Source organism: Streptomyces sp. ICC1 (assembly GCF_003287935.1).
GTDB lineage: Bacteria > Actinomycetota > Actinomycetes > Streptomycetales > Streptomycetaceae > Streptomyces > Streptomyces tritrimontium.
In genome coordinates this window covers 6,535,634-6,552,813 of the sequence record NZ_CP030287.1, presented here as the reverse complement: position 1 = coordinate 6,552,813, position 17,180 = coordinate 6,535,634, and the positions used below count along the sequence as shown (strand labels likewise).

Below are 17,180 nucleotides of genomic sequence, written 5' to 3'. Positions count from 1 at the left end.
CGGGTTGTACCGTCACACTCCGCAGCGTCGCCGTACTGCGACCGAGTGCCGACCGGAGAGAAGAGCCAAGTTGTCCCCGACTAGCGAGACCGCAAAGGGCGGCCGCCGACTCGTCATCGTCGAGTCCCCTGCCAAGGCGAAGACGATCAAGGGCTACCTCGGCCCTGGATACGTCGTCGAGGCGAGCGTCGGGCACATCCGCGACCTCCCCAGCGGCGCGGCCGAGGTTCCCGACAAGTACACCGGCGAGGTGCGCCGGCTCGGCGTGGACGTCGAGCACGACTTCGCGCCGATCTACGTCGTCAACGCCGACAAGAAGGCCCAGGTCAGGAAGCTCAAGGAGCTGCTGGCCGAGTCCGACGAACTCTTCCTCGCCACCGATGAGGACCGCGAGGGCGAAGCCATCGCGTGGCACCTGCAGGAAGTCCTCAAGCCCAAGGTCCCCGTCCACCGGATGGTCTTCCACGAGATCACCAAGGACGCGATCCGCGACGCCGTCGCCAACCCGCGCGAGCTCAACCAGCGCATGGTCGACGCCCAGGAGACCCGCCGCATCCTCGACCGGCTCTACGGCTACGAGGTCTCGCCGGTCCTGTGGAAGAAGGTCATGCCGAAGCTGTCGGCGGGCCGCGTCCAGTCGGTGGCCACCCGCATGGTCGTCGAGAAGGAACGCGAGCGCATCGCCTTCCGCTCCGCCGAGTACTGGGACCTGACCGGCACCTTCGCCACCGGCCGCGCCGGTGACGCCTCCGACCCCTCCACGCTGGTCGCCCGGCTGAACTCGGTCGACGGCAAGCGCATCGCGCAGGGCCGCGACTTCGGCTCGACCGGGCAGCTCAAGGGCGAGGTGCTGCACCTCGACGAGGCGAACGCGCGGGCCCTGGCCGCCGCGCTGGAGCAGACCTCGTTCGCCGTCAAGTCGGTCGACTCCAAGCCGTACCGCCGCTCCCCGTACGCCCCGTTCCGCACGACGACGCTCCAGCAGGAGGCCTCGCGCAAGCTCGGCTTCGGTGCGAAGGCGACCATGCAGGTGGCGCAGAAGCTGTACGAGAACGGCTTCATCACCTACATGCGTACGGACTCCACGACGCTGTCGGAGACGGCCGTCACGGCCGCCCGCGCGCAGGTCACGCAGCTCTACGGGGCCGACTACCTGCCGGAGAAGCCCCGCGTCTACGCGGGCAAGGTCAAGAACGCGCAGGAGGCGCACGAGGCGATCCGTCCTTCGGGTGATCGTTTCCGCACTCCCGCCGAGACGGGTCTGACCGGCGACCAGTTCCGCCTGTACGAGCTCATCTGGAAGCGCACCGTCGCCTCCCAGATGAAGGACGCGGTCGGCAACTCGGTGACCGTGAAGATCGCCGGACGGGCGAGCGACGGCCGGGAGGCGGAATTCTCCGCGTCCGGCAAGACGATCACCTTCCACGGCTTCATGAAGGCCTACGTCGAGGGCGCGGACGACCCGAACGCCGAGCTCGACGACCGCGAGAAGCGCCTCCCGCAGGTCGCGGAGGGCGACGCGCTGTCGTCCGAGGGAATCACCGTCGACGGCCACGCGACCAAGCCGCCGGCCCGCTACACCGAGGCCTCGCTGGTCAAGGAGCTGGAAGAGCGCGAGATCGGCCGCCCGTCGACGTACGCGTCGATCATCGGCACGATCCTGGACCGCGGCTACGTCTTCAAGAAGGGCACGGCGCTCGTGCCGTCCTTCCTGTCGTTCGCCGTGGTCAACCTGCTGGAGACGCACTTCGGCCGGCTCGTCGACTACGACTTCACCGCCCGGATGGAGGACGACCTCGACCGCATCGCGCGGGGCGAGGCCCAGTCCGTGCCGTGGCTGAAGCGGTTCTACTTCGGCGCGGAGGACGCGACCGAGGTCGTGCCGGCCGACGGCGACGCGCTGGGCGGTCTGAAGGAGCTGGTGACCGACCTGGGCGCGATCGACGCCCGGGAGATCTCCTCCTTCCCCGTCGGCGAGGGCATCGTGCTGCGGGTCGGCCGCTACGGGCCGTACGTGGAGCGCGGTGAGAAGGACTCCGAGGGCCACCAGCGGGCGGACGTTCCCGAGGAGCTGGCCCCGGACGAGCTGACGGTCGAGTACGCGGAGGAGCTCTTCGCGAAGCCGAGCGGCGAGTTCGAGCTGGGCACGGACCCGGTGAGCGGGAACGAAATCGTCGCGAAGGACGGTCGCTACGGGCCGTACGTGACGGAGATCCTGCCCGAGGGCACGCCGAAGACCGGCAAGAACGCGGTCAAGCCGCGGACGGCCTCGCTGTTCCAGTCGATGAGCCTGGACACGGTGACCCTGGCCGACGCGCTCAAGCTGATGTCCCTGCCGCGGGTCGTCGGCGCGGACGCGGAGGGCGCGGAGATCACCGCGCAGAACGGCCGCTACGGCCCGTACCTGAAGAAGGGCACGGACTCGCGGTCGCTTGAGACCGAGGACCAGCTGTTCTCGATCACCCTGGAGCAGGCGCTCGCGATCTACGCGCAGCCCAAGCAGCGGGGGCGCGCGGCCGCGAAGCCGCCGCTGAAGGAGCTGGGGACCGACCCGGTGAGCGAGAAGCCGGTGGTCGTGAAGGACGGCCGGTTCGGGCCGTACGTGACGGACGGCGAGACGAACGCGACGCTGCGGCGGGACGACGACGTCGAGACGATCACGCCGGAGCGGGGCTACGAGCTGCTCGCGGAGAAGCGCGCGAAGGGCCCGGTCAAGAAGACGGCCAAGAAGGCGCCCGTGAAGAAGGCCCCGGCGAAGAAGGCGACGGCGACGAAGACGGCGGCGACGAAGACGGCTGCCGCCAAGAAGACGACGGCGGCGAAGAAGACCACGGCCGCGGTGAAGAAGACCACGGCCAAGAAGACGGTCGCGAAGAAGACGGCGGCCGCCCCGGCGGCCGAGTAGCGAGGCGAGGCGGGGCCCGTGCACTGAGCACGGGCCCCGCCTCTTTCTTTTCAGCCGTGGTCCGGCAGCTGTGGTCCGGCAGCTGTGGTCCGGTCCGGAGGGCGCGTCCGGAAGGTGGGTCCGGCAGTGGGTCGGGCAGGCGCGTCCGGCAGGTGGGTCGGGGGTCACATCGGACCTTGTCCACAGGGCTCCGCACCCGCCAAGCGCAGCGGATAGGCTGGGCGGATGACGCGAGCCGAGCAGCCAACGGTCGTGACCGCCCCCGACACCACCCCCACCTACGACGAAGCCCTCGCCGCGGACTCCCGCGAGCGGGCGGTGCGCGCGCTGCTGCGCACCCCTGGGCTCCGCCGTCTGTGGAGCGCCCAGTTGGTGAGCGGCATCGGTGACGCCCTCGCCCTGCTGGTCCTGGTGCTGCTGGCACTCCAGGCGGCCGTGGACCAGGAGCCCTTCGGCGGCGGTTACGCCGGCTGGGCCCTCGCCATCGCCGCCGTGTTCGGCGTCCGGGTGCTGTCCACGGTCCTCTTCGGGGCCGTCCTCCTCGGCCCCCTGGCCCAGCTCACCGCCGCCGGCGGCAAGCTGGACCGCCGCTGGACGATGATCGGCGCCGACGGGATCCGGCTCGGCCTCTTCGTCGTCGCCCCGCTGTGGCTCGACTGGATCCCGGCCCACGCGCTGACCGCCCTGCTCGCCACCGTGTTCGTCGCGGGCGGCGCCGAGCGGATCTGGGCGCTGGCCAAGGACAGCTCCGCGCCCGGCCTGGTGCCGTCGCCCCCGCCGGAGGGCGCGACCGTACGGCCGCTCCCCGACCACCTCGACGCGCTGCGCCGGCTGAACCTGCGCACCTCCTTCGCCGCCATGCCGATCGCCGCGGCCGCGCTGCTCGCCGCGACCCTGGTCGGCAAGGCCCTCGGACTCGGAGTCGGCTGGTTCGCCGACAACCGGGCCGCCCTCGGTTCGTACGTGGCCGCCGGCCTCTTCGCCGCGTCCGTGTCCCTGCTGCTGCCGCTGGTCCTGCCCGACGCGAAGACCCCGCGCCCGCGCTCGCCGCTGGAGGGCCTGCGCGCCCCCAGGGTCGGCGACCGTCCCGAGAAGGGGCGCACGGGGGCCGTTCCGCTGTTCGTGCTCGCCTGCGCCGCCGTCGCCGGAGCGATCGCCTCCGCCGCTGCCGTGGCGGTCCTGCACGCCGTCGACCTCGGGGGCGGCGCGGCCGCGTTCGCGCTGTTCGTACTGGCCCTGATCGGCGGCACCGCCCTCGGCATCCGCGCCACCCAGGCCGGCAAGGTCCTGCCCGCCCTGTCCCGGCGCCGCCTGCTGGCCCTGTCCATCGCGGTCGCCGGCCTCGCACTGCTGCTGACCGGGCTGGTCCCGGACACCGCGACCGTGCTGTTCCTGTCGCTGCTCGCCGGCGCCGCCGCGGGAGTCGCCGCCAACACCGGGCACACCCTGCTGGACCAGGAGACCGAGGAGTTCCGCAGGGCCCGGGTCACCGAGCACCTGCAGGCCGTCGTCCGGGTGGCCGTGGCCGTCGGGGCCGTCGTCGCCCCGCTGCTCGCCGCGGGGATCGGGCCGCACGAGCTGGCCGGCGGTGGGATCGTCTTCGCGCACGGCGGCGCGGCCTTCACGCTGATGCTGGTCGGCGCCCTGCTGCTGCCGGTCGCCGTCGTCGTCCTGGCCAAGGCCGACGACCGCAGCGGCGTACCGTTGCGCCGCGACCTGCGCGAGGCGCTGCGCGGCGGGGAACCGGTGCAGGCCGCGTCCGACGCCGGGTTCTTCATCGCTCTGGAGGGCGGTGACGGGGCCGGCAAGTCCACCCAGGTGGAGGCGATGGCCGACTGGATACGGGCCAAGGGCCACGAGGTCGTCGTCACGCGCGAGCCGGGGGCCACCCCGGTCGGCAAGCGGCTCCGCTCGATCCTGCTCGACGTCTCCTCCGCGGGGCTGTCGAACCGCGCCGAGGCCCTGCTGTACGCGGCCGACCGCGCCGAGCACGTGGACACGGTCGTACGGCCGGCCCTGGAGCGTGGCGCGGTGGTCATCACCGACCGCTACGTCGACTCCTCGGTGGCCTACCAGGGAGCCGGCCGCGATCTGTCGCCGACCGAGATCGCCCGCATCTCGCGCTGGGCCACGGACGGCCTCGTACCGAATCTGACCGTGCTGCTCGACGTGTCGCCGGAGACGGCCCGGGAGCGGTTCACGGAGGCGCCCGACCGGCTGGAGTCCGAGCCGGCCGAGTTCCACCAGCGGGTGCGCGCCGGATTCCTGACGCTGGCCGCGGCCGACCCCGGGCGCTACCTGGTGGTCGACGCGGGCCAGGACCCGGAGTCGGTCAGCACCGTCGTGCGCCACCGCCTGGACCGGATGCTGCCGCTCTCGGAGGCCGAGGTGGCAGCCCGGGTGGAGGCCCGGCGGCTCGCCGAGGAGGAGGCTGCGCGCAAGGCGAAGGAAGAGGCCGCGCGCAAGGCCGAGGAAGCCCGGCTGCTGGCCGAGGAAGAAGCCCGCAAGGCCCGCGAGGCGGAGGAGGCCCGGCTGCTGGCCGAGGCCGAGGCCGCCCGCAAGGAACGCGAGGAGCGGCTGCGCGCCGAGGAGGAGGCCCGGGAGCGGGCCGAGGCCGAGCGGCTGCGGCTGGAGGCCGAGGAGAAGGCCCGCGCGGTGGAGCGGGAGCGGCTGCGCAGGCAGGCCGAGGAGGAGTCGCGGCTGCGCGCCGAGGCGGAGGAGCGCCGGCTGGAGAAGCAGCGGCGGGCCGAGGAGGCCCTGCTGAAGGCCGAGCAGGCGCGCCGACTGGCCGAGGCCGCGGCGGCCGAGACGGCCGCGAAGGCCGCGGCGGCGACGAAGGCTGCGGCGGCCGCTGCTGCTGCGGCCACGGCTGCCGCCGCGCCCGCTGCGCCTGCCGCACCGGCGCCGGCCGCACCCGCCGCACCGGCACCCGCCGCACCCGCAGCACCGGCACCCGCCGCACCTGTCGTACCCGCCGCGCCCGCGCCCAGCCTGCGCAAGGAGCCGCACCCCGACGACGCCGTGACGGTCGAGACCCCGGCCGTGAAGCGGGTCGTGCAGCCGGACGACGTTACCCAGACGGTGCCGGTCCCGAAGGCCGACCCGGTGGCGGAGACCTCGGTGCTGCCGCAGGTCCGCGCGACGGGCCCGGCGGACGAGACCGCGGTCCTGCCTCCCGTACGCCCCGCGCGTCCGGCGGACGAGACGGCGGTCCTGCCTCCCGTACGCCCCGAGGGCGCGGCCACGGGCACCCGTGAGGGCGGGGCGGCGACGCGGTCGCCGGCTCCGGCACCTTCGTCCCGGTCCGCCTACTCCGCTTCGCGGCCGACGGCCCAGCGCCCCACGGAGAACCCGGCCGACCGGGTCCCGCCGGGCATCTTCCGCGACTCGGGCGACGACGCGACCCGCGAGCTGCCCGTCCTCGGTGAGGACGGCCGGCCGCGCCGGGCCCGCTCGGACTGGGCGGAGGAGACCCCGCTGGACGATCTGCCGACGCTGGCGGACGAGCTGCTCGGCCGGCGCCGGGACGACGAGGACGACGAAGGCCGGGGGCCGCGCCGCCGCTGAGGCGGGCGGTGACGTTGACGGTGCGGGCGGCGGGCTGACCGGGATTGTCAGTGGGAGCCGCCACACTGGGTGAGCAGGCACGGACGGTACGCGAGGGAAAGGCGGTGGGCGGGATGCCCGTATGGGACGACCTGGTGGGACAGGAGCGCGTCCAGACGCAGCTGGCCGCCGCCGCCCGCGATGCCGACGCCCTGGTCACCGCCATCGAGTCGGGGATCGCCCCGCCGACCGCCTCCAAGATGACGCACGCCTGGCTGTTCACCGGCCCGCCCGGCTCCGGGCGGGCCACCGCCGCCCGTGCCTTCGCGGCCGCGCTCCAGTGCACCAGCCCGGACCGCGCCCTCGGCGGCGAGCCCGGCTGCGGGTTCTGCGACGGCTGCCACACCACCGTGATCGGTACGCACGCCGATGTGGAGATCGTCCGTACCGACCAGCTGTCCATCGGCGTGAAGGACACCCGGGCCCTGGTGCGCCGGGCGCAGCTCTCCCCGGCCGTCGGGCGCTGGCAGGTCATCGTCATGGAGGACGCCGACCGGCTGACGGAAGGCGCGGGCAACGTACTGCTCAAGGCCGTGGAGGAGCCCGCTCCGCGGACCGTGTGGCTGCTGTGCGCGCCCTCGCTGGAGGACGTGCTGCCGACCATCCGCTCGCGCTGCCGCCACCTGACGCTGCGCACCCCGCCGGTGTCCGCCGTCGCCGAGGTGCTGGTCCGACGCGACGGCATCGAGCCGGCCGTCGCCCAGGCCGCGGCCCGCGCGACCCAGGGGCACATCGGCCGGGCCCGCCGGCTCGCGACCGACGAGGCCGCGCGCTCCCGCCGGGCCACGGTGCTGAAGCTGCCGCTGCGCGTGGACGATGTGGGCGGCTGCCTCAAGGCCGCGCAGGAACTGGTGGACGCCGCCGCGGAGGACGCCAAGCAGGTCGCCGAAGAGGTGGACGTCAAGGAGACCGAGGAGCTGAGGGCCGCGCTCGGCGCCGGAGCCGGTACGGGCGGGCGGATGCCGCGCGGTACGGCGGGCGTGATGAAGGAGCTCGAGGACCGGCAGAAGCGCCGGCGCACGCGCACGCAGCGCGACAGCCTCGACCTGGCGCTGACCGATCTCACCGGCTTCTACCGGGACGTGCTGGCCCTGCAGCTCGGCTCCTCGCTGGCCATCGCGAACGAAGAGATACGACACGACCTGGACCGGATCGCCCGGGACTCGGGCCCCGAGCGCACCTTGCGGCGCATCGAGGCGATCATCGCGTGCCGGCGGGCGCTGGACCGCAATGTGTCCCCGCTGCTCGCGGTCGAGGCGATGACGATGTCCCTGCGCGCGGGCTGACCCGCGGGGGGCCGTCCGGCGCGGGGGCGTCCGGCGGGGGGCCGACCGGCGCGGGGGCGTCCGGCGGGGGTTCCACCTGGGTTGACGGCTTCACCCGTTCGAGGGGTCCGGGCCGGACCTCCGGGACGGGGCCGGTCCGTGCGGGGCGGCGGCCCGGTCCCGGGCGGCCGCCCGCCGCCAGGCCAGGGGCTGCAGCTCCGGCAGGGCCCGCAGGCCGTAGGCTCCGGGAATGGACACCAGTCGCCTGCTGCGCACCACCGGGATCGTGATCGCTGCCGCGGGGCTGCTGCTCTCAGGGTGCACCTCGGGCGGTTCGGGGGGCCCGAGCGCGTCCGCATCCTCCGGCGCCGGATCCGCCGCGCCGTCGGCCGAGCCGGGCGCCGTCCCGGCCGCGCTGCGCCCGTACTACGACCAGAAGCTGAGCTGGCGCGACTGCGGTGTCCCCGGCTTCGACTGCACCACCATGAAGGCCCCGCTGGACTACGAGCACCCCGAGTCCGGTGACATCGACATCGCCGTGGCCCGCCGCAAGGCCACCAGCCCCGAAAAGCGGCTCGGCTCGCTCGTGGTCAACCCGGGCGGCCCGGGCGGCTCCGGCATCGGCTACCTCCAGGCGTACGCGGGCATCGGCTACCCGGCGCAGGTCCGCGCGGCGTACGACATGGTCTCCTTCGACCCGCGCGGCGTGGACCGGAGCAGCCCGGTGCAGTGCCTGACCGGCCCGGCCATGGACCGGTACACGCAGGTGGACCAGACGCCGGACACCTCGGCGGAACAGGCCCTGCTGGTGGCGGCCTTCAAGGAGTTCGCGGCCGCCTGCCAGACGCACTCGCAGCGGATCCTGCCGCACGTGTCCACCGTCGACGCCGCCCGCGACATGGACGTGCTCCGTGCGGCGCTGGGCGACGAGAAGCTGACGTACGTCGGAGCCTCGTACGGCACCTTCCTCGGGGCGACGTACGCCGACCTCTTCCCGGGGCGGGTCGGCCGGCTGGTCCTGGACGGGGCGATGGACCCCTCCCGGCCCGCGCTCGAACTGAACCGGGACCAGACCGAGGGCTTCGAGACCGCCTTCCGCGCCTTCGCCGCGGACTGCGCGAAGCAGCCGGACTGCCCGCTCGGCCAGGGCAGCCCGGACGCGGTGGCGGCGCGCCTGAAGGAGTTCTTCCGCAAGGTCGACGCCGTGCCGGTGCCCACCACCGACCCGGCCCGCACCGGGGTCGGCGAGGCGCTGGCCACGACCGGCGTGATCGCCGCGCTGTACGACGAGAACGCCTGGCCGCAGCTGCGAGAGGCGCTCACGGCCGCGATCAAGGACGACGACGGCAACGGCCTGCTCGCGCTCGCCGACAGCTACTACGAGCGCGAGCCGGACGGGAAGTACGCCAACCTGATGTCGGCGAACGCCGCCGTCAACTGCCTGGACCAGCCTCCGGCCTTCGACGGCCCCGCGGCGGTGGAGAAGGCGCTGCCCTCCTTCGAGAAGGCCTCTCCGGTCTTCGGCCAGGGCCTCGCCTGGGCCTCGCTGAACTGCGCGTACTGGCCGGCCAAGGCCACCGGCAAGGCCGCCGCGCTGACCGCGAAGGGCGCCCCGCCGATCGTGGTGGTGGGCACCACCCGCGACCCGGCGACCCCGTACAAGTGGGCCCAGGCCCTGGCCGGCCAGCTCGACTCGGGCGTGCTGCTGACGTACGACGGGGACGGCCACACGGCGTACGGCCGGGGCAGCAACTGCATCGACTCGGCGATCAACCGCTACCTCCTGGAGGGCAAGGCCCCGGAGGAGGGCAAGAAGTGCTGACGGGGGACGCACACGGGGCCCCGGGAGGACCCCGCGGACTCGCCGCGGGACCCGGTTCGGGGCACCCCGTTTAACCCTGTAGACTTTGGGCCGCTGCTGATGAGAGCCTCCCACCAGGGAAATTCTTGTCTTCCCAGCGGTGCCGCCTTAGCTCAGCTGGCCAGAGCAACGCACTCGTAATGCGTAGGTCTCGGGTTCGAATCCCGAAGGCGGCTCTGTAGAACCCTCAGGACTCACTCGCCGTGACCTGGGGGTTTTGCTTTGTCCGGGGTCTGGTGCTTTCTTCAGGACGCCGGCCCTGGCCGGGCGCGAGCCGGCAGCCGCGGGGGCCGATGGCGGTCAGTCGTCCCTTGGGGATCTGCTTCTGTCCGAGAGGCGGTACTGGCCCACTTCCGGGTCTGCGGGGCCGTCCATCCCGAGGTCTCTGCGCATGGCTTCTCGCAGGTGCGCGTTCTCCCGCCAGAGCTCCGCGCGGCAGATCGGATAGGAGGCGCCTCGAAGGTGCGGTTCCTCTATGAGCCCGTCGCGCATCACGGCCAAGGCGTCACAGGCGGCTTCAGCCAGTTGAATGATCTCGGCCGATGCCGTGAGTGACAGGCTTTGTCTCAGGCGCCAGATGCCGGCGCCGTCGAGGGCCTGATGGAGCTCGCCGAACAGGGCTTCGCCAGACGGTCGGTCAGGTCGCAGAACGATGCTCCGCATGTCGGTGTGTCCGCGGCTGAGCGCCATCAGGAACTCCGAGTACACGGCTCTGCGCGTCTGCGCCGCCTCCCGCTCCTTGTCGCGGCGCCAGCGAAGGCGCTCGGCGGTCAACGCGGCTCCCACGCCAACCACGGCTCCTGCCAGCGTGCCTGCTGATGCCATCCAGTCCACTCCCAGGTGATACCCCGACGTCCGACGTTCGCTAACGCCGAGGGCGTGCCCAGTTTGGTCAGGCGGGGGTCGGGGCGGCTCTGACGCCCATGACCAGTGAGTAGAGCGTGTCGTTGGCCGTGATGAAGAGACGGTTCGCCCTCGGGCCGCCGAAGCGGATGTTCGAGACCGTGTTGGGGACGAGGATGCGGCCCAGGAGGGTTCCGTCCGGGGCGTAGCAGTGCACGCCGCCGTTCATGGCCGCCGCCCAGAGGTGGCCGCGGTCGTCGAAGCGGATGTTGTCGAAGCGGCCCTCCCCGGTTCCCTCGGCGAAGACCCTGCCCTCCGAGAGGGTGCCGTCCTCGCGCACGTCGAAGACCCGGATGCGGTTGGCCCGGCTGTCGGAGACGTACAGCTCGCGCTCGTCGGCCGAGAAGACCAGGCCGTTCGGCCCGCTGAACCCGTCCGCCACGAGCCGGACCTCGGCGGTGGCCGGGTCGATCCGGTAGACGTTGGTGGCGCCGATCTCGGGCTCGCCGCGTACGCCCTCGTAGTCGCTGGTCAGCCCGAAGTCCGGGTCCGAGAACCAGACCGAGCCGTCGGACTTGACGGTCGAGTCGTTGGGGCTGTTGAGGCGCTTGCCCCGGTAGTTGTCGGCGAGCACGGTGATCGAGCCGTCGTGCTCGGTCCGGGTGACCCGGCGGTTGCCCTGCTCGCAGGTGATCAGGCGGCCCTCGCGGTCGAGGGTGTTGCCGTTGGGGTGCCCGGCGGGCGAGCGGAAGACGCTGACCGTGCCGGTGGTTTCGTCCCAGCGCAGCATCCGGTCGTTCGGGATGTCGCTCCAGATCAGCTGGCGCCAGGCGGGGATGTACAGCGGCCCCTCCGCCCAGCGGGAGCCGACGTGGATCGTCTCCAGCTGCAGATCGCCCGCGGCGCACTTCTCCGTACGGAACCTGTCGTCGAGCACTTCGTACAGCGCGGGGCGGCCCGTGGCCATGTCCGTTCTCCTTCGGTCGTCGCCCTGGGAGCGACTGCTGAACTGCATCCTGCTTGAGTTGAGTATTGCAGGATGACGTATGGTCAGCGCAAGGGAATGCCGGGAGTTGGTTTGGAGGAGGGTGTCATGGACGACGTGGACCGGAAGCTGCTGAACCTGCTGCAGGAGGATGCCGCGCAGGCGTACGCGGCCCTGGGCAAGGCGGTCGGACTCTCCGCGGGCGCGGCCCACGAACGGGTGCGCAAGCTGCGGGAGTCGGGGGTGATCCGCCGGACGACCGTCGAGGTGGATCCGGCGGCGGTCGGCGGCGGGGTGCTGGCCTTCGTCATGGTCGACTCATCGGCGTGGATGGGCGACTCCGGCGGGAGCTTCGCCGCGATCCCCGAGCTGCAGGAGGCGCACGTCATCGCGGGCAGCGCGTCGGTCCTGGTCAAGGTCAGGACCGGGACGACCGAGCAACTCCAGGACGTGCTGAGGCGGTTGTACGCGATCGAGGGCGTCAGCGGTACGCAGGCGACGGTGGCCCTGGAGACCTTCTTCGAGCGGCCGGTGTCCGTTATCTCTGCTGCTGGCTCGTGAGGAGGGCCGGGAGTTCCCGCATGGCGTGGAAGACGACCGTGCCGGGTCCGGCGAGCCACTCGGCGGGGGTCAGGCCGCCGGCGTAGCCGAAGGCCCGCATCCCCGCGGCGCGGGCCGCCTGTACGCCGGACCGGCTGTCTTCGACGACGACGCAGGCAGCCGGGTCCACGCCCATCCGCTGGGCGGCGTACAGGAAGAGGTCGGGGGCCGGCTTGCCGTGCGCGACGTCGGCGGCGGTGTGCACGCGGCCCGCGAAGCGCTCGTACAAGCCGGTGCGGCCGAGGGCGTGACGCACCTTCTCGTGGCGGCCGTTGGAGGCGACGCAGATCGGCAGTGCGAGCGCTTCGAGCGCGTCGAGCGCTTCGGTGATCCCCTCGATCGGGGTGATCTCCGCCTCGATCGCCGCCTCGTGCTGGTGGATGAGCCGCTCCCACCAGATCGCGGCCGTCTCGTCGCCGAGCCGCGCGGCGATCTGCTCGATGATCGACTGCCTGGAACGGCCGACGAAGCGTTCGATCGCCTCGTGCGGGGCGAGCGGCCAGCCGAGCTCGGCGCCGAGGGCGATCTGGAGCCGAACGAAGAGGGGTTCGCTGTCGACCAGTACGCCGTCGCAGTCGAATATCACGAGCTCAATCGGATCGGTCACCCGGACAGGGTAGGCAGGAGGCGGGGGCCTCACTCGGGGGTGGTGCCCTTCCGAGCCCTCGTCATGTGTACCTGCCGGGCCCGGCGGGCGAGTCCGCCGACGGCGAGTGAGGTGAGGATGGCGCCCCAGTCGATGACGTGGGGGAGGCCGGGGAAGAAGGCGAAGAAGGCGAGGGAGGCGGCGGCGCCGGTGAGGAAGGCGGCGATGCCGGCGCGACGGCGTTTGGCTTCCCAGGCGGGGTCGTCGGGGGTGATACGCATAGAAGAGCGTCGGCCGCGTGCTACGTGTATAAGGGCCAGGGCGGGGAGTCACACGCGGTCGGTGATGCCCACCTTCCCTTCCGCGCGGGCGCAGTGCCCGCCGCAGAACCACTGCCCCTCCACCTCGACGCCCTGGCCGATGATCTGGACCCGGCAGTGCTCACAGATGGGCGCCATGCGGTGGATGGCGCAGGAGAAGCAGTCGAAGACGTGCACGGCGCCCTGCGCGTGCACCTCGAAGGACATGCCGTAATCGTTTCCGCAGACTTCGCAACGTGCCATGCGCCGCATGCTGCGCAGGGCGGCCGGTCGGAACAAGATCCACCGGGGTGAGTCGCCGCGCCTGCACCCGGCCGGCCCAACGCGAGGCCCCGGGACCGGGCTCCGGGACCGGGCTCCGGCCCGACCCGGTCCGGCCCGCTCCCGGGCCCGCCGGGGCTCATTCCCGCACCGGGGCTCAGTCCTGCGCCGGGTCCACGTCCCGCAGGAGCTGGGTGAAGGCCGCCTCGTCGACGACGGGGGTGCCGAAGGTCTTCGCCTTGACCGTCTTGGAGGTCGCCGAGTCCGGGTCGTTCGTCACGAGCAGGCTCGTGAGCCGCGACACGCTCGTCGCGATGTGCAGGCCCGCCTCGACCGCGCGGTCCTCCAGGAGCTCCCGGTCCACGGAGGTGTCGCCGGAGAACGCGATCCGCATGCCCTGCCGGAGCGGCGTGCCGTCCGCCCAGCGCCCCGGGTTCGGGTAGGGGCACGGCGGCCGCTTGCGCGAGGGGCGCCAGCTCGAGCCGGCCCCGTAGGAGGCCTGGTGGCCGACGCGCGGGGCGGCCGGGGTGTCCGACCACTCCGTCAGCGGCCGGCATTCCAGCAAGGGCAGCCGTACGTTGTCCCGCGCGGCCGCGTGCAGGGAGGGGCGGAACGCCTCCGCGAGGACGCGGGCGTCGTCGAGCGCGTGGTGGGCGCGCTGCTGGACCACGCCGAAGTGCGCGGCGAGCGACTCCAGCTTGTGGTTGGGCAGCGGGAGGTTCAGCTCCTTCGACAGGGCGATGGTGCACAGCCGCTGGCGGACCGGCGCGGTCGCGGCGGCCCGGGCGTACTCGCGGGCGATCATCTGCCAGTCGAAGATCGCGTTGTGCGCGACCAGCACCCGGTCGGCGAGCCGGCCGGCGAACTCCTCGGCGATGTCCTTGAAGAGCGGCGCGTCCTGGAGCATGTCGCTGGTCAGACCGTGGATCCACACGGGGCCGGGGTCCCGGAGCGGGTTGACCAGCGTGTACCAGTGGTCCTCGACGTTGCCCTGAGCGTCGAGCCGGTAGACGGCGGCGGAGATTATCCGGTCGTCGCGAGCGAGCCCGGTGGTCTCCACGTCGACGACCGCGTACCCCTGTGGGTACGCGGTCGGCCACATCGTCTCTGCGGTCGTACGGTCGGCGAGCATGGTCACAGAGGATATCGGCCCGCGCCGACACTCGTGGCCGCGATGACGACGCCCCTCCCGCCGGTCCGGCCCGCGGGGTCCTCAGCCGAGTGCGGCGACGAGGTCGCCCGCGGCGAGCCGTTCGAGGCCGCAGCCGTCAACGGGCCCCGGCAGCAGCCGGTACGCGCAGCCGGTCGCACCGGCCGGTGCGACGTCGCCGTCCACCAGGGCGAGGAAGGCGGAGCGCCCGGAGGCGGCGGCTCCCGCGAGGGAGCCGGCCTCGGCGGAGCGCACCACGCCGTCCGGATCGCGCAGGCCGAGGAGCCGGGCGGCGAAGGCCGCGGTGTCCTCGCCGGCCCCCCGCCGGTAGGTCCACAGCTCGTCGGGGTCGCTCGGCCGGGGAGTGCGGCGCAGGACGGCGACCTCGCGGCAGCGCGCGGCCGCGTGCCAACCGGCCAGCTCCCACAGGGTGGTGCGGCCGCTGGAGAAGTACTGGAACAGGTCGCGGCCGATCCGGGCCAGGTCCTCCTGGTGCGCCCCCACGCTGTGGTAGCCCTCGTCGTCCGGGAGGTGGACGTCGGTCCACAGGAAGCCGCGCCGCTCGAGGTCGACGAGGAGCGGCACGTGGATCCGCGAGTTGCCGACCAGGTCGTAGCGCTGCCGTACCGTCCGCGGGTCGTAGCGGGACGTGCGGCCGGATCGGCCGGTCAGGGCCATGAACCCGGCGAAGGCGTCGGGCAGCAGCTCGAAGGGGATGTTGTCGAAGCTGAAGACGACCGGCATGGCGAAGCGCACGCCGGCCTCCGCGAGGGCGTCCGGATCGATGTCCACGTACTCGCTCGCCCCGGCGGGCGCGGGCGCCGAGGTGAGGTCCCCGGAGTGGACGACCGCCCCCTTGCCGTAGGACAGGCTCGTGTAGTCGCACAGGCCCGCGTAGTTCCAGTCGGCGTCGAACAGCACCACGGACAGGTCCAGGTCCACCCGCTTCCTCGGCGGCTCCGTCCAGTGCAGGAACATGCGCAGCACCTCGCCGTCGGGCAGGGCCTGGAAACTGCCCTTGGGGACGGTGACCAGGGCTTTCGCCGCCGCCCGCTCGGTGGCCGGGACGTGCAGGTGGGCGAGGCGGGTGTCGAGGACCGCCACGTCGTACGGGTCGGCCGCGGCCAGCCTGCGCAGGACCTCGCCCTCGAACAGCCCGCAGACCGCGCGGGTCACCGCCTCGGCCAGCGGGGGCCGGGCGTCGTCGAGGGTGAAGGAGTGCGCGACCTGCCCGCGCGGGAAGAACACCCGCCGGGTGCCGGGCAGATGGCGGGTCCGGAGCTGCCCGAGCGCGGACAGCACGGGGCCCGGCCCGGCCTCCGGCAGCCGCTGCGACAGCACTTCGGCCACCCGTGGGGGCAGGGTGTCGGCCGCGTACAGCCGCAGCAGGTGGTCAAGGCGTCGTACGAGTTCGCCGGGCCGTTCGGCCAGCACGGCCAGGGCCCGGTCCGGATCGCCCCCGCGCAGTGCCTCCTCGGCGCGGCCCTTCCACGTGGCCGCCCGGACGCGGGAGCCGTCGACCCGTACCGCGTGCGGGTACCGGGCGGCGGTGGCGAGCAGCGCGGCACCGAGTGCGGTGGCGCTGGTGTCGGTCCCGCGCAGCACGGCGAAGGCGAGGGCGGCGCGCGGATGGCGCACGTGCTGCTCGAAGGGGTGCAGGGTCTCGGCGGCGCGCTTCCACGGGTCCGGGTGGCGCAGTACGTCCTCGACGAGCAGGGCCGGATCGAGGGCGTCCAGGACGGCGAGCAGTTCGCGCCGCAGCGGGCGCGGCAGGGAGCGCACGCGCGCCGGCTCCAGCAGGTTCGCCTCGCCGCCGGACCACACGGCGAGCAGCCGCAGCACGTCGGTGGCGGTGGTGAGCCGCCCGGGCAGCAGGGCCCGTGCGTTCGCCCGCGTGCGGCGGTCGCGCAGCAGGGTGCCCAGCACCAGCGCCTTGGTCTCCCGGACCGGGATCTCCTGCGGGAGCCACCCGAGGTCGGCCGGCGCGTGGGCGAGGAGCACCCGGGCCTCTTCGGTGTCCTGCGGCGAGAGCGGGGTGCGGCGGGCGAGCAGCTTCCCGAGGGCGGTGACCGAGTCGGCCGCCCGGTCGGCGGCGAAGTTCAGCAGCTGCAGCGGACCGCCGCCCGCGGGCACGTCGCCGGCAGGCTGCGGGGCCGGCCGCAGGAAGGGGTCCGCGGGGTCGATCCGCCGGTGGCAGATCGGGCAGCCCGAGTAGTCGGCGCCGTCCCAGCAGTCACGGCAGACGAGGTGGGCGCACGGCGCGACGGGGTGGACGCTGCCGACGGCCGCGCACAGCACGCAGGGCTGGTCCGGCCACTGCAGCAGGAGGGTGAGGACGCGGTCGACCCACAGGGCGCGGGTGTTCTGCGGCACGGAGGCGGGGAAGGAGCGGAACAGCGGCATGTGGGTGCGGTCGGCCCCCAGCAGGATGTCGATGTCCCCGATCAACTGCCCGCCCGCGGAGGCGAGTCCGGTGGGGCCGAGCCAGGCGAGCGCCGAACGCAGCGGGCCCGTCAGGGCGAAGCCCCGGTCGAGCAGTTCGGCCTCCAGGGCCACCAGGCCCTCGGCCGTCGACGGATCGCCCGGGCGCGGCCCGGCCTGGTCGACGTAGACGGTGTGCAGACGGCGCAACAGGACGGTCGACAGCTCGGGCAAAGGGGGGATTCCTCCGGAAGGACGGGGGGAGAGGTGAGGCGGGGGCGGAGAGGGGACGCGATACGGGTTTAGAGGAGGATGAGAAGGAAGCACGACGCCGAGCCGCCCCCGCGCAGCAGATCCAACCATGGCCGGGGGGCGCC

The 17,180-nt window shown here is 73.2% G+C and carries 13 protein-coding genes and 1 tRNA gene; 6 read left to right on the top strand and 8 right to left on the bottom strand.

Features of this window, described 5'->3' with window-relative positions; genetic code table 11:
- Positions 1 to 70: 70 nt before the first annotated feature.
- The 3 genes from topA (at position 71) to DRB96_RS30720 (ending at position 7,797) form a co-directional block, all read left to right on the top strand.
- Complete coding sequence (topA, locus tag DRB96_RS30730; RefSeq protein ID WP_112451404.1) at positions 71 to 2,905, top strand: type I DNA topoisomerase; 2,835 nt, start codon at positions 71 to 73, stop codon at positions 2,903 to 2,905.
- Between the two features lie 225 nt (positions 2,906 to 3,130).
- Positions 3,131 to 6,472: a dTMP kinase gene (tmk, locus tag DRB96_RS30725; protein ID WP_112451403.1), complete on the top strand. Its 3,342-nt coding sequence runs from the start codon at positions 3,131 to 3,133 to the stop codon at positions 6,470 to 6,472.
- Positions 6,473 to 6,585: 113 nt separating this feature from the next.
- A complete protein-coding gene (locus tag DRB96_RS30720) occupies positions 6,586 to 7,797 on the top strand; it encodes a DNA polymerase III subunit delta' (protein ID WP_112453884.1) in 1,212 nt (403 codons plus the stop codon).
- 90 nt (positions 7,798 to 7,887) lie between these two features.
- On the opposite strand, the gene DRB96_RS43285 is transcribed toward DRB96_RS30720, so the two are convergent.
- Positions 7,888 to 8,034 carry a hypothetical protein gene (locus DRB96_RS43285; protein ID WP_162689106.1) on the bottom strand — a complete coding sequence of 49 codons (147 nt, stop codon included), beginning with the start codon at positions 8,032 to 8,034 and terminating at the stop codon, positions 7,888 to 7,890.
- On the opposite strand from DRB96_RS43285, the gene DRB96_RS30715 reads away from it, so the two are divergent.
- Both DRB96_RS30715 and DRB96_RS30710 read left to right on the top strand, forming a co-directional pair.
- Complete coding sequence (locus DRB96_RS30715; RefSeq protein ID WP_112451402.1) at positions 8,027 to 9,598, top strand: alpha/beta hydrolase; 1,572 nt, start codon at positions 8,027 to 8,029, stop codon at positions 9,596 to 9,598. The two genes, DRB96_RS43285 and DRB96_RS30715, sit on opposite strands and share 8 nt — an antisense overlap.
- A gap of 141 nt (positions 9,599 to 9,739) precedes the next feature.
- Positions 9,740 to 9,813: transfer RNA gene (locus DRB96_RS30710), tRNA-Thr, on the top strand.
- A 124-nt stretch (positions 9,814 to 9,937) separates the two neighbouring features.
- On the opposite strand, the gene DRB96_RS30705 is transcribed toward DRB96_RS30710, so the two are convergent.
- Both DRB96_RS30705 and DRB96_RS30700 read right to left on the bottom strand, forming a co-directional pair.
- Positions 9,938 to 10,471, bottom strand: coding sequence for a hypothetical protein (locus DRB96_RS30705; RefSeq protein WP_162688914.1), 534 nt, complete (start codon positions 10,469 to 10,471; stop codon positions 9,938 to 9,940).
- Positions 10,472 to 10,529: 58 nt separating this feature from the next.
- Complete coding sequence (locus DRB96_RS30700) at positions 10,530 to 11,447, bottom strand: SMP-30/gluconolactonase/LRE family protein (RefSeq protein WP_112451400.1); 918 nt, start codon at positions 11,445 to 11,447, stop codon at positions 10,530 to 10,532.
- 126 nt (positions 11,448 to 11,573) lie between these two features.
- On the opposite strand from DRB96_RS30700, the gene DRB96_RS30695 reads away from it, so the two are divergent.
- Complete coding sequence (locus DRB96_RS30695; RefSeq protein ID WP_112451399.1) at positions 11,574 to 12,026, top strand: Lrp/AsnC family transcriptional regulator; 453 nt, start codon at positions 11,574 to 11,576, stop codon at positions 12,024 to 12,026.
- Here the strand turns inward: DRB96_RS30695 and DRB96_RS30690 are convergent.
- The 5 genes from DRB96_RS30690 to DRB96_RS30670 form a co-directional block, all read right to left on the bottom strand.
- Positions 12,004 to 12,672 (bottom strand): HAD family phosphatase, encoded by a 669-nt coding sequence (locus DRB96_RS30690; RefSeq protein WP_112451398.1) that lies wholly within the window; start codon positions 12,670 to 12,672, stop codon positions 12,004 to 12,006. The two genes, DRB96_RS30695 and DRB96_RS30690, sit on opposite strands and share 23 nt — an antisense overlap.
- 29 nt (positions 12,673 to 12,701) lie before the next feature.
- Positions 12,702 to 12,932, bottom strand: coding sequence for a hypothetical protein (locus tag DRB96_RS30685; RefSeq protein WP_112451397.1), 231 nt, complete (start codon positions 12,930 to 12,932; stop codon positions 12,702 to 12,704).
- A 48-nt stretch (positions 12,933 to 12,980) separates the two neighbouring features.
- Positions 12,981 to 13,214 (bottom strand): hypothetical protein, encoded by a 234-nt coding sequence (locus tag DRB96_RS30680; protein ID WP_112453882.1) that lies wholly within the window; start codon positions 13,212 to 13,214, stop codon positions 12,981 to 12,983.
- A gap of 175 nt (positions 13,215 to 13,389) precedes the next feature.
- Positions 13,390 to 14,364, bottom strand: a complete 975-nt coding sequence (locus tag DRB96_RS30675) for a DEDDh family exonuclease (RefSeq protein WP_112451396.1) — start codon at positions 14,362 to 14,364, stop codon at positions 13,390 to 13,392.
- An 81-nt stretch (positions 14,365 to 14,445) separates the two neighbouring features.
- A complete protein-coding gene (locus DRB96_RS30670) occupies positions 14,446 to 17,037 on the bottom strand; it encodes an MXAN_6230/SCO0854 family RING domain-containing protein (RefSeq protein WP_162689105.1) in 2,592 nt (863 codons plus the stop codon).
- Between the last annotated feature and the right edge of the window lie 143 nt (positions 17,038 to 17,180).